This window comes from Pseudomonas lini (assembly GCF_030812475.1).
Classification (GTDB): domain Bacteria; phylum Pseudomonadota; class Gammaproteobacteria; order Pseudomonadales; family Pseudomonadaceae; genus Aquipseudomonas; species Aquipseudomonas lini_A.
In genome coordinates, this window is the sequence record NZ_JAUSSR010000018.1 from 1 (window position 1) to 13,059 (window position 13,059).

Below are 13,059 nucleotides of genomic sequence, written 5' to 3' on the forward strand. Positions count from 1 at the left end.
CAGCAGTGAAACGATGCATCGCCGATGGTAGTGTGGGGTTTCCCCATGTGAGAGTAGGTCATCGTCAAGATTGAATTCCGAAACCCCTATCTGCGTATGCAGGTAGGGGTTTTGTTTTTGTCCGCTGTTTGTAGGAAGCTGCACACATGCCCGAACCGATAGTTAGCTGTGTGCTGATCCTGCTGATTCCAAAAGCGATGCTCTCCAAAGACATCAAGGCCTGACTGACTGCCGGCTGGCTCGACTCTATTCCATGAACAGGCGGGCAGGGCACGGTCGCCATGGAAATCCTGCGTCAACATCAAGGGCCGTTAGATGCAATCTTTGTCCCGGTGGGCGGTGGCGGCTTGATTGCCGGCATCGCCGCGTACGTCAAATACCTGCGGCCAGAGGTACGCATCATAGGCGTCGAGTCGGAACACTCCGCCTGCCTGTACGCTGCTTTACAGGCCGGTGAGCGGGTAATCCTGCCAAGCGTGGGCACCTTTGCCGATGGCGTAGCGGTCGCGCAGATCGGAGCCCATGGTTTCGAAGTGTGCCGGTTCTGCGTCGATGAGGTGATAACTGTCAGCAACGATGAGTTGTGCATGGCGACAAAGAATATCTACGACGACACCCGCTCGATCACCGAGCCTTCCGGGGCCCTGGCCGTGGCCGGAATCAAGAAGTACGTAGCGCGCACGGGTGTCAGGGGGCAGACCCTGATCGCCATCGACTCCGGTGCCAACATCAATTTCGACACGTTACGGCACGTGGCCGAACGAGCGGCATTGGGTGAGGTGTTGGCGTAATGGCGACTCTCTGATGACGATCTCCACAATCAGCGAATCAACGTGCCCGCTGCGGCTCGGCACTGGCGAGGGGCCGGTCGAGGCGGATACCGTCGCGTCCGCCACGCTTGGACGCATAAAGCGCGGTATCGCCTTGCTCGATCAGTGCTGCCAGGCTGCCCGGCGGATGGTCGAACAGAGTGGCCCCGATGCTCAGGGTCACCGCTTCGGGCGTGGCGAAGTCCTGTGAGGCAGCCTGGTGAAACCGGTCGCGTAGCGCACTGCCCAGTTCTAGGATTCGCTCATTCGATGCGTTATCCAGCAGGATGGCGGTCTCGCCGCCGCCCAACCGGGCCGTCAGCGCCCCATCGGGCAGTGCCGAACGAATCATCTCGCTCAGCGCGCCCAGCAATCGGCCGTCAGCCGTATGGTCGTGCAGTAATAGAAAAGCAAGCTAAGTAAGTTGCGCAATTTCATCCATATCCATTGATATCGATTGGCTATTTAGTCGAGAATAATTCGTTTTAATGAACGTTCGACGGGGAACTAATATTTACGAGCCAGGAATAAGATTGCTTACAGGATGCAGAGTTTTTCCCTATTCAGGGTATACCGCAGCGCACGGCTGTTTATATTGCTTTGGACATCAACAATCTGTTCCGCCATGACTCGATTTATCATCATTAGATAGCGTTCTGCAAGAAACTAGTATCCGTGATGCGCTTCCTCGGCCGCGCGGCACGGTCCTCCATAAATGCCGAAGGCTAGGAGACTACGAGCATGAACGAGAAACTCACCAACATCAGTCCTGAACTGACTTACGAGAGCGCGTTAAGTAAATCATCTGGATCGAGATCGGAGCTGACAATTCAAGGTCGGATAATCAGCCGGCCCGCCAATCAAATTGCCGGACCACGCGGGTGTATCCCGATTTTGTGGTGCCTCTGTGTGCACGATTCACCGGATAATCCTTGCCCCTGTAACGGGCCCATCATTTGGTTTCCCGAGCGTTCCATCAGAAGCCGCAGGAAGATGAAGCACGGGGGTGAAGGTTTAGTCGAGATTGATGTAGAGGCCAGCACCAGGGTCTTTCTGGAAGATACCCGAGAAGTTGGCGGCAAGGAGTCGGGCGCACGGCTAATGCGATTGGGGGCTGATGGTCAGTTTGAAGCAGTGGCAGATACGCTCTGGGTTCAAGAATTCACCTCAATGCGTATCGACCGGCTCCAGAGAGCCCTGGAGTTGATTGAAGGACATCCTCAACTCAGCGCTATCGCCAAGAAGAAGGGTGGGGGATTCTGGGGAAAGATCGTCGCTGCGTTTGAAGCTGGCTGGGCGATCGGTACTTTTATCGATGAAGAAACCGGTCTCTCGGACAAGATTTCTGATTGGATGATCGACACCTTTGGGCCTTGGCCTTTCTGATTCGTTTTAAAGAGGACAGCCGGAGATTCCGTTTAATCAGCTGGCCGTACTCTGACTCATACCCAGCTGTTACAGCGACCACTCCAACCGGGAACGGGCCTTCTGCTGAAAGCAGAAGGCCCGGGTGGCCGGCGCGCATCATTCTTCCGTTCGGATATAATCAGCTAGTTATTGTAATCGTAAGGTTTGGTTCCATAGAAAGTATGAATTTCTGATGCCCAAGATTCGTCGGCCATATTTGGCCAACTGTCCTTGTCAAAACCTGGAGCATTTTCGAGGCGCTCTTTCTCTACGTTTAGTACGAAGCGCTTGTTTACAGTATCGAGCGTCAGTGCATTCCAGGGTACCGCAAACAGTTTTTCGCCCATGCCAAGAAATCCGCCAAAGGACAGCACGGCATAACTCACTCTGCCGCTGCGAACATCAAGCATGATTTCCTTGATGTCCCCCAGGTCTTCTTCATTATGGTTATAAACATCATTTCCAATGAGTGTGTCTGCCCCCATCAGGTCCGGGCCAGGCCCCTGTTCCTCGGAGCCGGCATCTCGCAGGAGGTTGGTTTTATAAATGCCATAGGTATCGCGATCTACGTAGTTCATTACTATCTCCTATCAGCAATCGCCTATCAATCAGAATTGCACATACCGCCTTCATGGGCTGTATAGTTGGGAGTGATTCGCTTTGGAAAAAGTCGAATTTTTTGTCCGCGTGACGACGAGTGGCGATGGGAAGGTAAGACATAATTAATCAGCTTTTAATTAGGAAGCTGTTCATGTGTGGCGGCAGTATTGGTGTTATATAAAGGGGTATTCGTTCTATCGGATTTTGAATACTTGAACGAATCTGTTTCCTGTAATGGCAGATACGTCGTGATTTTTCGCCAGCGTGAGGGGGTACACAATAAGCTGTCTCGTCAATCGACCCAAGCGGTCATCGGGACTGTGGCCACTGATCCTCGATTTCATACCAGGACGCGTTAGGTCACTTCGACATGCTGCTGCTTGTCCGACGAAAACGATGTGTCCAGCGTGCCCAGCGCGATGGAAATCCAGTCCGCGGAGTCACCTCGGCTTCTCAACCAGAACAGCGACGAACCTGAATCGACGGTTGGCAGGTGCAGTATCGAACGACTGCTAGCGCCCGTGCGCCGCATCCGCCAGTTGCCCGGCATCGACCCTAACGAAAACCGAGTCGCCAACCGCCGTCAGCACGTCCCCCGCATACACCTCGCAGATGACCCGGGTCTTGCGTCCGACATCACCTTCGACCCTTGCCCGTAGCGTCAGCGGCACGCCCATGGGGGTCGGCTTGATAAACTTGATGCCCAGGTTGCCGGTGACGCAGTTGATGCGCGGAAGGCTGTCAGCCTCACGTTGTTCCTGCCGGTAGTGATAGGCCATCGCCGTCCAGTTCGAATGGCAATCGACCAGCATTGCGATGAGTCCGCCGTAGACCAGGTCCGGCCAGCCGCAGTACTTGGCTTCGGGCCTGTGCTCGGCCATGACATGCACGCCGTCCTCATCCCAGAAGCTCTTGATCTGCAGCCCGTGCGGGTTGCTGCTGCCGCAGCCGTAACACACGCCTTCCGGCGCGGCGCTGTCTTGCAGGGAGGTGTCGAGCGGGGCCATGTCTTGTCATCCTCAGGGAAGTGAAACTCGGTTATTTTAACCTCAGTGCCTTCATCGGTCGCGACAAAACAGGTTAGGCTCTTCGAACTGGAACGTAATATCTCGACTAAAGGACGCGACATTTATGGACATCCCTTTTGCTCAAATCAGCGAGCGCTTGGACAATCGCCGGTTTACGGTCGCGGACAACACCCACGGGCTATCCGGTACCGGCACCGTGTTTCATTACCATGTCGAGGGAAATGCCATTTCCGGCACCTACGAAGGCGGCCGGATCCGCATGGGTCAACAAGTCGGACGCGCGACAGGTCCCGATACCATCGAGCTTCTTTACCACTGCTTGACCACGGATGGCGAGATGCTCGCCGGCTGGTCTCGTGGCACGGTAGGCCTTGACCACGCAGGACGGACCACGCTGACCTTCGTATGGGGTTGGTTGTCGGGCGCAACGGGGGGTGGGGAGTCGAGCTACGTCGAGCTTGCCGTGTAGCGGTAGGAACTCAAAGCCCGCAGGAGCGGGCTTTTTAAGAAAGTTGATGGTTTATCTGTTAAATCGCTCGACCAATGAATACTGAGTTTTAGCGGTCTGGGTTAATTCCTTGCTCAGCTCTGCCGAATGCCTGGCTTGTTCAGATGTCTGGTCCGCCAGTTGAGCAATGGTCGTGATGTTACGGCTGATTTCCTCGGCCACGGCGGTTTGCTCTTCGGTCGCCGCGGCAATCTGGGTGGTCATGTCCGTGATATTCGCGACGGCCTCACTGATACCGACTAATGCCTTATCTGCCTCAAGCACCCACGCCACGCCTTCTTCGGCCTGTCGATGTCCGCTTTCCATGGTTTTAACCGCGTTGCTGGATGAGACCTGCAACTTGGAAATCAGGTTATGGATCTGGATCGTGGACTGAGTCGTGCGCTGTGCCAGCTGACGCACTTCATCCGCGACTACCGCGAAACCTCGACCCATGTCGCCCGCACGCGCGGCTTCGATGGCTGCGTTAAGCGCCAGCAGGTTGGTTTGATCGGCGATGCCTTTGATGACATCCACCACTGTCCCGATTTCATTGCTGTCCTTGGCCAACTGCGCCACCGTCAGCCCTGTCTCGCCCACCACCACGGAGAGGCGCTGAATGGCTTCTCGAGTGTCTCGGGCCACTTCGCGTCCACGTCCGGTCAGCACATTGGCTTCTTGAGTGGCATCGGCAGTGCGCTGGACGTGGCTGGCAACCTCCTGCGTGGTGGCCGCCATTTGATTGACTGCGGCCGACACCTGCTCGGTCTCTACCCGTTGGCGGTCCAGTCCACGGGAGCTATCGGCGGCGAGGCCATCGGATCTCCCGGCCAGACTGGTCAGTTGCTCTGCCGTGTCTTGCAGCCGAGTGAGGCAGGTCTTGAGCCGAGATGCCTGACTGACAAACGCCGTTTCAAGGCGTGCCTGAGAACCGCGTTCATCGCTGTACATCTGGGCCAGCAACGAGTCGGAGGTAGAGGCCTCAGCCATATCCAGTAGATGCAGCGCCCCTCGGTTCTGCCTGCGGGACACAAGCCACCCGATGGGAATCGATACCCCGACAGCCAAAATGAAAGCCACAGGCGCGCTGAGGAACATGCCGCCCAGCGTCCCCACCAACCCGATCGTCACCACAGGCAACCAGGCGAGCAGGGCGGGTTGCCATTGATCGCTGCGCGGGATGGCTGATTTTCCGAGACTGATGCGTTTGTAGAGGGCTTCGGCGCGGCGGATCTGCTCGGCCGTCGGCTTGACCCTGACCGATTCATAGCCAACGATCTCACGCCCTTCGAAGATCGGCGTGACGTACGCGTTGACCCAATAGTGGTCGCCGTTTTTGGAGCGGTTCTTGACGATGCCCATCCACGGCTTGCCAAGCTTGAGCGCGCCCCACATATGGGCAAAGATGGCGGAGGGTACATCGGGGTGACGAACGATATTTTGAGGCGCCCCGATCAGGTCGGATTTGTTGAAACCGCTGATATCAACGAACGCGTCATTGCAGTACGTGATGACGCCTCGTGCATCCGTTGTCGAGATGAGTTTTTGTTGAGGTCCAAGGGCAACCTCGCGCTGCGTAACCGGTTGGTTGTTTCTCATCTGTATTGCTCCTATGCCCTAAGCTAGGGGCATCGGCTGCAATGAGTGAAAGATTAACGAGTTATTCCAAAAGGACAGGTTGTGCGTCGGAAAAGCCGGTGGTCTCCGACAACGCCCCCCCTTCACCTTGAGCCCGCTTTGGAGCCCTGAATGAAAGTTGGCGTCATCTCCGATACCCATGGCCTGCTCCGCGCGGAAGCCCTCGCGGCCCTGGAAGGATGTGAACGGATCATCCACGCCGGCGACATCGGAAAACCCGAGATCCTCGAGCAACTGGCGTCAATTGCCCCGCTGCACGTAGTACGCGGGAACAATGACCTGGGCGCGCCTTGGGCAGACACACTCGCTGACCAGCTGCATTTTGATCTGAACGGCTGGCAGTCCTTGCTGGTGCATGACATTGCCGACGTTCCGGCGACGCTGGATGCCGGGATAAAGCTGGTGATCACCGGCCATTCGCATCAGCCACGGATTGAATGGCGCGGTGAACGGCTGTACCTCAATCCAGGCAGCGCGGGGCGGCGCAGGTTCAAGCTGCCGGTGACGCTGGCGCTGCTTGAGGTGCTTGATGGTTCGATTGAGTCGCGGCTGGTCTCGTTACTGGAATGACCAGTTGCTGAAATGCGGTCCCCAAAGAAAGAGACCGCTGCACAGCTTGTGTCGCTGACTCGTTCGCCTACGCGCGCGGATCGATCTGATCCAACACCTGGTTCGCCGTGATTTCCGCCAGCATGATGTTGTTGGAAATGCCCAGCAGGGCGTTGCGTGATCCGCCGTCCAGATGATCCACCAGGTGATGGACCATTACATCTACCGAGGCCAGTGTTTCGACGAGATAAACCACCAGGGTTTCAGTCGTGGCCTGTGGGTCTACGGTAAACAGGGTGCTGGGTTTGCGCGGCGTGGCCTTGATGTCGGCAGTCGAGGGGAAGTGGAGGTCGAGGGCGCGTTCGGCGGCTTCGTTGAGTTTGTTTGAATCGGGTTCGTACGGGGATACTGGATCGGCGTCCGGCGGGTTTGGTGAAGGTTTTATCATGTTTTCGTGCTCCAAAAATGTGGAGCCGTCACCCGACTTGCGACTAAACAAGGGGTGGCAGCTGTACGCAGGTTAGTCGACCGGGGAGACACGAAACCGGCGCGCCCAAAGGCGCCCTGCGCACAGCTACCATGAAGTGCAGGTATGAAATGACCTGACTGTCTGGATGCAAATACGCTTCGTGAAACCACGGGCGACTAAACCCGATCACTGATGGGCAGTGACACGAATCAAGTTACCGAGTGACCCCAAGGCGCACAAGCCGGCGGATTCTGGCGTACCCGTAGGCAACGGCGCAAGGTCTTGTAGCTTTCAGGAAGTAAGTTGTAGGGCGCTTAAACAAGTGCCTTCTGTGGATGTTTAAAGTGCATGAGCGCACGTTTCTGCACGCCTGATTTTTCGACCGGCAAGCCCCACCTTGAAGGTCTCCCCCGGCAAAGTTTTCACACAGGTTTGCTCCATAGTGGCTGACCAAATCTGTTGCATCGCACGCGCTAAATCCGCAATACTTCGCTCAACAACTAACCCTCACGACCGGCATGGCTTGACCATCTGGTTGGAGGGGGAAAAAGCCGGCGCTAGCCGGTTTTTTCGTTTCTGGAGTACGAGAAATGCAAGGATCGCCTGAGCCACCTGGACGGCGAGATTCCGATTGAGCTTGCGGAAACAATGGAAGGCGCGAATCGTGTTCTGGAGTACATAAGGAACTGCATTGCGCAGCGTGCTTGAAGACCCATCAAAAAAATTGGAACCGCTTTCAGACACGCTCACCTAATGATCAGCTAGTGGGTAATCCCACAGGCAATTTGCCAATACCGGCATACTCCGAGAGGTGGGCGACGTGGCTAAAGACGAGAAGAAAAGCAAAGGTGACGCTTCGAAAGCCAGCAAGGACTTGAAAGACAAAAAGTCATCACCGGCAAAGAAAACAGCAGCGGCCTCGGCTCTTTCGAAATCTTCCGACAAGAAAGACAAGAAAAAAGATGCCGAACCAAAGAAATCTGCAAAAAAAGCTGATAGCAAGCCAGAAAAGGCTAAGAAGTCAGAGAAGGCAGACAAGCCGGCGAAAAAGAAAAAATGACATCTGCAGTCTGCTAGGGCTTTACGCCCTAGCTTCCTCAGGCTGTTCGGCGCGGGCTCTTCATCGCCGTACTACTGGCGAAGGAATTCGCGTATCGCTTCGGCGGTTCGCCTGGCGCTGGTCACCACGAAAAAATGCCCCTCGCCCTGCAGGACCTGCAGTTCAGCACAGCGAATGGCGCGCCGCAGGATGTGTGCGTTTTACAGCCGCACCAGTGTGTCGCGGTCGCCGGTGAGGATCAGCGTGGGCTGGCGCAAACGGAACAGCCGCAGCAGGCTGGTCCAGCCGACCAAGGCGGTGAGCTGGTGGTAATAGGTTCGCGGGTTGACCGTGAGCATGCCGTTCACCATACCGAGGCGCAGCAGCGTCTGTATCGAATTGCGCGAGCCTTCTTGCTTGCGCAGTCTGGCACTTTTACTCCTGCCAAAAAAATCCAGAATGTCGGCGGGCTTCACCAGCATCGCCGGGCCGGCCGAGGTCGCCGCGAGGATCAGCCGGCGCACCCTGCTCGGGTAACGCAGGGCGAATTCTTGCGCCAACGCACCGCCCCAACTGAGGCCGAACACATCGACCTGGTCGATTCCCAATTGCTTGAGCATCTCGGCGATCAGGTCGGCATGACGCGGCAGACGCATCGGCCAGTGGGGCATTTGCGATTTGCCGACCCCGGGCACGTCCAACGTAATGGTCCTGTAGTCCATCAGTTCTTCGCGCAGGGGATCGAAGGTACGGATCAACCCACCCAGGCCGTTGAGCAAGAGCAGCGGTGAGCCTTGGCCGCGGATTGAAACGTTCAACTGCAAGTCTTCAATGGTTAATTTGCGCGTGGTCATGATGTCCCCCTTGGCCTACCCGCTGTTAAGACAGCGTCTGGTGCCAAACGACTGATTTTTGCCGATGGCTGCCTGTCGAATATCCAGATTCCAATGGAAAAATAATCCGGTCCGGGAGTTGAGCTGCAAAAAGAATCGGAATGTTTTTAGAGAGGTTTTTATAGTGTTTTGTCTGGGAGGTGACTTCGCCGGACATTTACGGTAAATGTGGCGGTGCGACATATCATTTAACTATAGCTTTTTTATTGAGTTTTGGGGCAAGGAGCAGCAAAATATGAAGCATTACTTTATTTTAGTCGTTGCGATGGCGCTGGGAAACATCTCCACGGCCTTCGCTAACTCCATGGCGGTCAACATGGATTCCTTGGAAAGTAGCTATGTAAGATGCATCGAGTCGCGTTTTGAAAACAGCTGCTGGGACAAGGCGTTTATTGGTCACTTCGACAAGTGGCAAAAAAACGAAACTACAATAATTACCAAAAGCCAAGAGGCATATCTTGCCTGGTTGGATGGGCGCTCGGTATACAAAGTTCACCTCGGCCCAAGTGTAAAACGAGCGGGAGTATTCGAGAATAGAAACTATCTAATTGAACGAGATGATGGCGAAGTCATAGGTCTGCATGTGGGCTACAGAAAAATTTTAGGCAGTTGGTACGTATATGCCCTCCAAGGCGGGCCTGATGACAAATTTATTCGATCAATACTCGACATGCCCGCTCCAGGCACGATCCCAACTAAATGATAGGAATATATATTTGGTACATGTTGGTCGTTTTTAGTTTTAAATAGATAGGCCGAGTGCACTGGCCGCTCTTCGCCGATTGCTGTCCCTCGCGACCGGTAGCAGGCCAAAAGCAGCCGTTTATGGAAGACCGCTTCCGACCCCTTGCAGGCATCAGTTTATGAGCCACTGGAGTAGATGAGCCAGGCTATGAAAGCCGCGAATGGAGAGAGGCCGCCACTCAGCAGGCCCCTCAGGTTCTGGTCTGAGGATTGTCCTACTCAAGTAGCGACAGCGTCTTGAGCAGATCCTGAAGGCCCTCAGGTATCAGAGGGGAGGCGGGGCTGAAATCCGTGCTGTTGCACCATCTGGCGGTGAACGATGCTCCGTCGCTTTCGTGACCTGCCAGTTCTTTTGTTTGGTAGACGAGTTCGTTATCGAATGTAGCGTCATAGACCTGAACGATTTCGTGCCCCGGCTTGCCGGCATAGGTGAAGAGGCTTTCCAGAGTGCCCAGCAGGCGAACGCCATGAATAGACAAGCCCAGCTCCTCCTGCACTTCCCTGACAATGGCATCAGCACTTCTTTCGCCAAACTCGATACCTCCACCGATGGGGCGGAAGAGGGATCGTTGGTTTTCGTTGTCGTGGAACTGGTTGACCAGGATCTTGCCGTGATGATGAAAGATACAGAGGGCGAGGGGGCGGATGCGGTATTCGGACAACGGTGGAACTCCTTTGCGGTATTGGACAAGTCCGTTTGGAAGTGGCGGTGATCGGTAAGGCACCTGCGCATCAATCATGGTACAACCGGCCCCGGCAGGGAGCGACAACGTATTGCTGCCAGAGGTGTTCTACAACGACAAGGAGTTCCTTCATGAAGATGAATGCATTGGTTCCAGAGATGATTGTCTCTGACCAGCAACGAAGCCTGGCGTTTTACTGCCGGGTACTGGGCTTTCAGATTGAATACGAAAGGCCCGAACACAAATTCGCTTTCCTGTCGTTTCAAGGCAGCCAATTGATGCTGGAAGAGGATGACCGACAAGCGTCGCCATGGCGGGTTGGCCCACTGGAATCACCCTATGGCCGAGGGATGAACCTTTCGATCCGCTGCGCTGATATCCAGGTTTTGGCCAAGGCCCTTGCGAATGCAGGAGTGGAATTGCACAGGCCCATTGAAGAGTGCTGGTATCGGGATAATCAGCGCGAGCATGGAGAGCTTAATTTTCTGGTGCTGGATCCGGATGGTTATCTGTTGCGATTCAATCAAAGCCTGGGCTTCAGGGCTGTCGCTAGGGGAGCAGGCTGATAGACCGTGTTTTTACAAACAGCAGCGGCGCCAAAAAAAGAAAACCCCTGAAGCCATCAGGAGTCAGGGGTTTGGAAGCAATGGTGCCCAGAGACGGAATCGAACCGCCGACACGGGGATTTTCAATCCCCTGCTCTACCGACTGAGCTATCTGGGCCGCGGCGGAATTAAACGTTTTTTACGGGTGGGACGTCAAGCACGAAATCAAAAAAACCTAATGAATACCTACGTTTACGCGGCTGGCATAACCACCTGTAACGGGTAGGGAGGGGATCGAACCGCTGACCAAGCGTGAGCAGGGTGTTCTCGCGCTGCTGAAGCAATCCATGTCGAACAAGCACATCGCTCTGGCATTGAACATCAGTGTGCTGCGCTTTGCGGTGAAGGGCCGGAGATTGGGTAGTCGGTGTTGGAGCTGGTGCTGGATGAGATGGTGCGCGGCTTCTGAGTTTCGTGGTCCTGTAGGAGCGAGCTTGCTCGTGAAAAACACGAGGGCGCCGGAGGGATTCAGTTAGCAAGCGTTGCCGAAATACCCAAGGCGCAGATGAGCGACGCTTCAACCCTGTTCAGCATGTTCTTACAGCTGAGCATGGCGATGGGGGTGGCCATCGGCGCGTTGCTGCTGCGTCTGGTGATGAACGTCCACGGCACCACCGGGCAGGCCGAGACCGTCGACTTTCAGCTGACATTTCTCTGTGTGGCGGTGATTGCGGCCATGGCCTTGCTGGATAATCTGCGACTGCCGCCACAGGCGGGGGAGTCAGTGTTGCAGGGTGAGGAGACCAAGGACTGACGAACGCCTGCGCAAGTGTATAGTGCTCGCGCTTTTGCGGGGCATGTCGCGGTGTGCGCACTGAGTTGAAGCAGTGGTATTCGACGCGCCAAGGCTATTTTCCTGCTATCGGCGGGATGATTAGCCTGCTTACGAATTGGCCTGGTATTTGCTATTAAATTGCCATCTGAATGTCGCAGTTGGTGAATTGAATGTCGCTATCAAGTAACTCCATGCCATTATCGCCAAGTGAGAAGCGCTGGTTACCCTGGTTCGGCAGAACCGGAAAAATAGCGATGGGCTGGTCATGCCGGCTCAATCGATCGGTTTACCCGGTGATCGAGCAAACCTTCGAAGCCATCGCTGAAACCCGCTTGCAGTTGCTGCACAACTGGACCCGCGAGCAGTGGGAACACCTGGCTGAACTGGCCGACAATCTCGGCCGTGATTTCGCCCACCTCGACAGTGCACCCTTGATCGACATGCTGCGCCAGGCGGAAGATTTTTCCGAGTTGTTCGTGGTGGATGTCGCCGGCAACGTCATCGTCTCGACCTGGAATCGTCGCGGCAAAACCCGACACGAGCACACCCGTGCATTGGCCGAAGGATTGAAGGCGCCGTTTCTCCACGGTCCTTACCGCGATCCACTGACCTTGCCCATCGGTCCATCCTCTTCACGCTTCCACGATGAAGTCACCTTGATGTTCTATCAGCCCCTGAAGGCCGACGGGAAAGTCCTTGGCTGCCTTTGTGGCCGCGTGCCCAACGATGTGCTGGGTGATCTGATCCAGCGCGAGGCCGGGCACATTTTTGCAGAGTCCGGCGACAACTATCTGTTCATGGCGCAATCGCGATTCGATCACGCCATCGAGCCGGGAACCGCCTTGTCGCGCTCACGTTTCGAGGACGGCACCTTTACCCACGGCGAAAACCTCAAGAGCGGGGTGCACACGCCGTGGAAGACCGTGCAGATCCAGCGCCACACCGAACTGGAGCTGCGCTTTACCGACCCGGCGACCCAGCAACTGCACCCAGGCGTACGCGAGACTATCCGCAAGGGCTCCAACCTGTTCGTGACCTATCCCGGTTATTCGGATTACCGGCACGTTCCGGTGGTTGGCAAGGGCGTCACCTTCCAGTTGCCAGGCTCGCCTGACCGCTGGGGGATGATGTGTGAGGCCGACCTGGAGGAGGTCTACCGCCGGCGCTCGCTCAGCCATGGCCTGATGAAGCCTTATCTGGCGACCATGACCGGGTTGTTTGCCTGCAATTTTCTGGTCCAGCATTACAGTGGCCTGACGCAGGGCCTGATCGATGCCGTCGAAGTGGTGAGCATGGTGGGCGCCGCGCTTCTGTTCAGCCTGCTGGGGCCCAA

General features: G+C 55.8%; 15 protein-coding genes, 1 tRNA gene and 3 pseudogenes. 10 read left to right on the forward strand and 9 right to left on the reverse strand.

Features of this window, described 5'->3' with window-relative positions; all coding sequences use genetic code 11:
* Positions 1-263: 263 nt before the first annotated feature.
* Positions 264-779: pseudogene (locus tag J2W17_RS27330) on the forward strand (pyridoxal-phosphate dependent enzyme); the annotation flags it as partial.
* A 49-nt stretch (positions 780-828) separates the two neighbouring features.
* Here J2W17_RS27330 and J2W17_RS27335 read toward each other — a convergent pair.
* A pseudogene (locus J2W17_RS27335) lies at positions 829-1,209 on the reverse strand (diguanylate cyclase domain-containing protein); the annotation flags it as partial.
* Between the two features lie 341 nt (positions 1,210-1,550).
* Between J2W17_RS27335 and J2W17_RS27340 the strand changes: the two are divergent.
* On the forward strand, positions 1,551-2,195 hold the full coding sequence (locus tag J2W17_RS27340; protein ID WP_307342169.1) for a hypothetical protein: 645 nt from the start codon (positions 1,551-1,553) through the stop codon (positions 2,193-2,195).
* 164 nt (positions 2,196-2,359) lie between these two features.
* Here J2W17_RS27340 and J2W17_RS27345 read toward each other — a convergent pair whose 3' ends face one another.
* A complete protein-coding gene (locus J2W17_RS27345; protein ID WP_307342173.1) occupies positions 2,360-2,794 on the reverse strand; it encodes a PRC-barrel domain-containing protein in 435 nt (144 codons plus the stop codon).
* A gap of 534 nt (positions 2,795-3,328) precedes the next feature.
* Positions 3,329-3,823: a PaaI family thioesterase gene (locus tag J2W17_RS27350; protein WP_307342176.1), complete on the reverse strand. Its 495-nt coding sequence runs from the start codon at positions 3,821-3,823 to the stop codon at positions 3,329-3,331.
* Between the two features lie 124 nt (positions 3,824-3,947).
* On the opposite strand from J2W17_RS27350, the gene J2W17_RS27355 reads away from it, so the two are divergent.
* A complete protein-coding gene (locus J2W17_RS27355; RefSeq protein ID WP_307342179.1) occupies positions 3,948-4,313 on the forward strand; it encodes a hypothetical protein in 366 nt (121 codons plus the stop codon).
* 51 nt (positions 4,314-4,364) lie between these two features.
* Here J2W17_RS27355 and J2W17_RS27360 read toward each other — a convergent pair whose 3' ends face one another.
* On the reverse strand, positions 4,365-5,429 hold the full coding sequence (locus J2W17_RS27360) for a methyl-accepting chemotaxis protein (RefSeq protein ID WP_444965464.1): 1,065 nt from the start codon (positions 5,427-5,429) through the stop codon (positions 4,365-4,367).
* A gap of 186 nt (positions 5,430-5,615) precedes the next feature.
* Positions 5,616-5,930 (reverse strand): annotated as a pseudogene (locus tag J2W17_RS31280) (PAS domain-containing protein); the annotation flags it as partial.
* A gap of 150 nt (positions 5,931-6,080) precedes the next feature.
* Between J2W17_RS31280 and J2W17_RS27365 the strand changes: the two are divergent.
* Positions 6,081-6,539, forward strand: a complete 459-nt coding sequence (locus J2W17_RS27365; protein WP_307342185.1) for a metallophosphoesterase family protein — start codon at positions 6,081-6,083, stop codon at positions 6,537-6,539.
* A gap of 67 nt (positions 6,540-6,606) precedes the next feature.
* Here the strand turns inward: J2W17_RS27365 and J2W17_RS27370 are convergent, their stop codons facing one another.
* Entirely contained in the window at positions 6,607-6,966 is a 360-nt protein-coding gene (locus tag J2W17_RS27370) for a DUF6124 family protein (protein ID WP_307342188.1), read from the reverse strand.
* A 633-nt stretch (positions 6,967-7,599) separates the two neighbouring features.
* On the opposite strand from J2W17_RS27370, the gene J2W17_RS27375 reads away from it, so the two are divergent.
* Both J2W17_RS27375 and J2W17_RS27380 read left to right on the forward strand, forming a co-directional pair.
* Positions 7,600-7,695: an antitoxin Xre/MbcA/ParS toxin-binding domain-containing protein gene (locus tag J2W17_RS27375; protein ID WP_307342510.1), complete on the forward strand. Its 96-nt coding sequence runs from the start codon at positions 7,600-7,602 to the stop codon at positions 7,693-7,695.
* Between the two features lie 103 nt (positions 7,696-7,798).
* On the forward strand, positions 7,799-8,047 hold the full coding sequence (locus J2W17_RS27380) for a hypothetical protein (protein WP_307342191.1): 249 nt from the start codon (positions 7,799-7,801) through the stop codon (positions 8,045-8,047).
* 200 nt (positions 8,048-8,247) lie between these two features.
* Here J2W17_RS27380 and J2W17_RS27385 read toward each other — a convergent pair whose 3' ends face one another.
* Complete coding sequence (locus tag J2W17_RS27385) at positions 8,248-8,880, reverse strand: alpha/beta fold hydrolase (protein WP_307342194.1); 633 nt, start codon at positions 8,878-8,880, stop codon at positions 8,248-8,250.
* Positions 8,881-9,154: 274 nt separating this feature from the next.
* Between J2W17_RS27385 and J2W17_RS27390 the strand changes: the two genes are divergently transcribed.
* On the forward strand, positions 9,155-9,622 hold the full coding sequence (locus J2W17_RS27390) for a hypothetical protein (RefSeq protein WP_307342197.1): 468 nt from the start codon (positions 9,155-9,157) through the stop codon (positions 9,620-9,622).
* Positions 9,623-9,878: 256 nt separating this feature from the next.
* On the opposite strand, the gene J2W17_RS27395 is transcribed toward J2W17_RS27390, so the two are convergent.
* Positions 9,879-10,325: an NUDIX hydrolase gene (locus J2W17_RS27395; RefSeq protein WP_307342200.1), complete on the reverse strand. Its 447-nt coding sequence runs from the start codon at positions 10,323-10,325 to the stop codon at positions 9,879-9,881.
* 152 nt (positions 10,326-10,477) lie between these two features.
* Between J2W17_RS27395 and J2W17_RS27400 the strand changes: the two genes are divergently transcribed.
* Positions 10,478-10,912 (forward strand): bleomycin resistance protein, encoded by a 435-nt coding sequence (locus tag J2W17_RS27400; RefSeq protein WP_307342202.1) that lies wholly within the window; start codon positions 10,478-10,480, stop codon positions 10,910-10,912.
* Between the two features lie 81 nt (positions 10,913-10,993).
* Here J2W17_RS27400 and J2W17_RS27405 read toward each other — a convergent pair.
* Positions 10,994-11,069 (reverse strand) — tRNA-Phe (locus J2W17_RS27405).
* 124 nt (positions 11,070-11,193) lie between these two features.
* Here J2W17_RS27405 and J2W17_RS31200 point away from each other — a divergent pair.
* On the forward strand, positions 11,194-11,427 hold the full coding sequence (locus J2W17_RS31200) for a LuxR C-terminal-related transcriptional regulator (RefSeq protein ID WP_373460049.1): 234 nt from the start codon (positions 11,194-11,196) through the stop codon (positions 11,425-11,427).
* 29 nt (positions 11,428-11,456) lie between these two features.
* Entirely contained in the window at positions 11,457-11,705 is a 249-nt protein-coding gene (locus tag J2W17_RS27410) for a hypothetical protein (RefSeq protein ID WP_307342204.1), read from the forward strand.
* Positions 11,706-13,059: the final 1,354 nt, after the last annotated feature.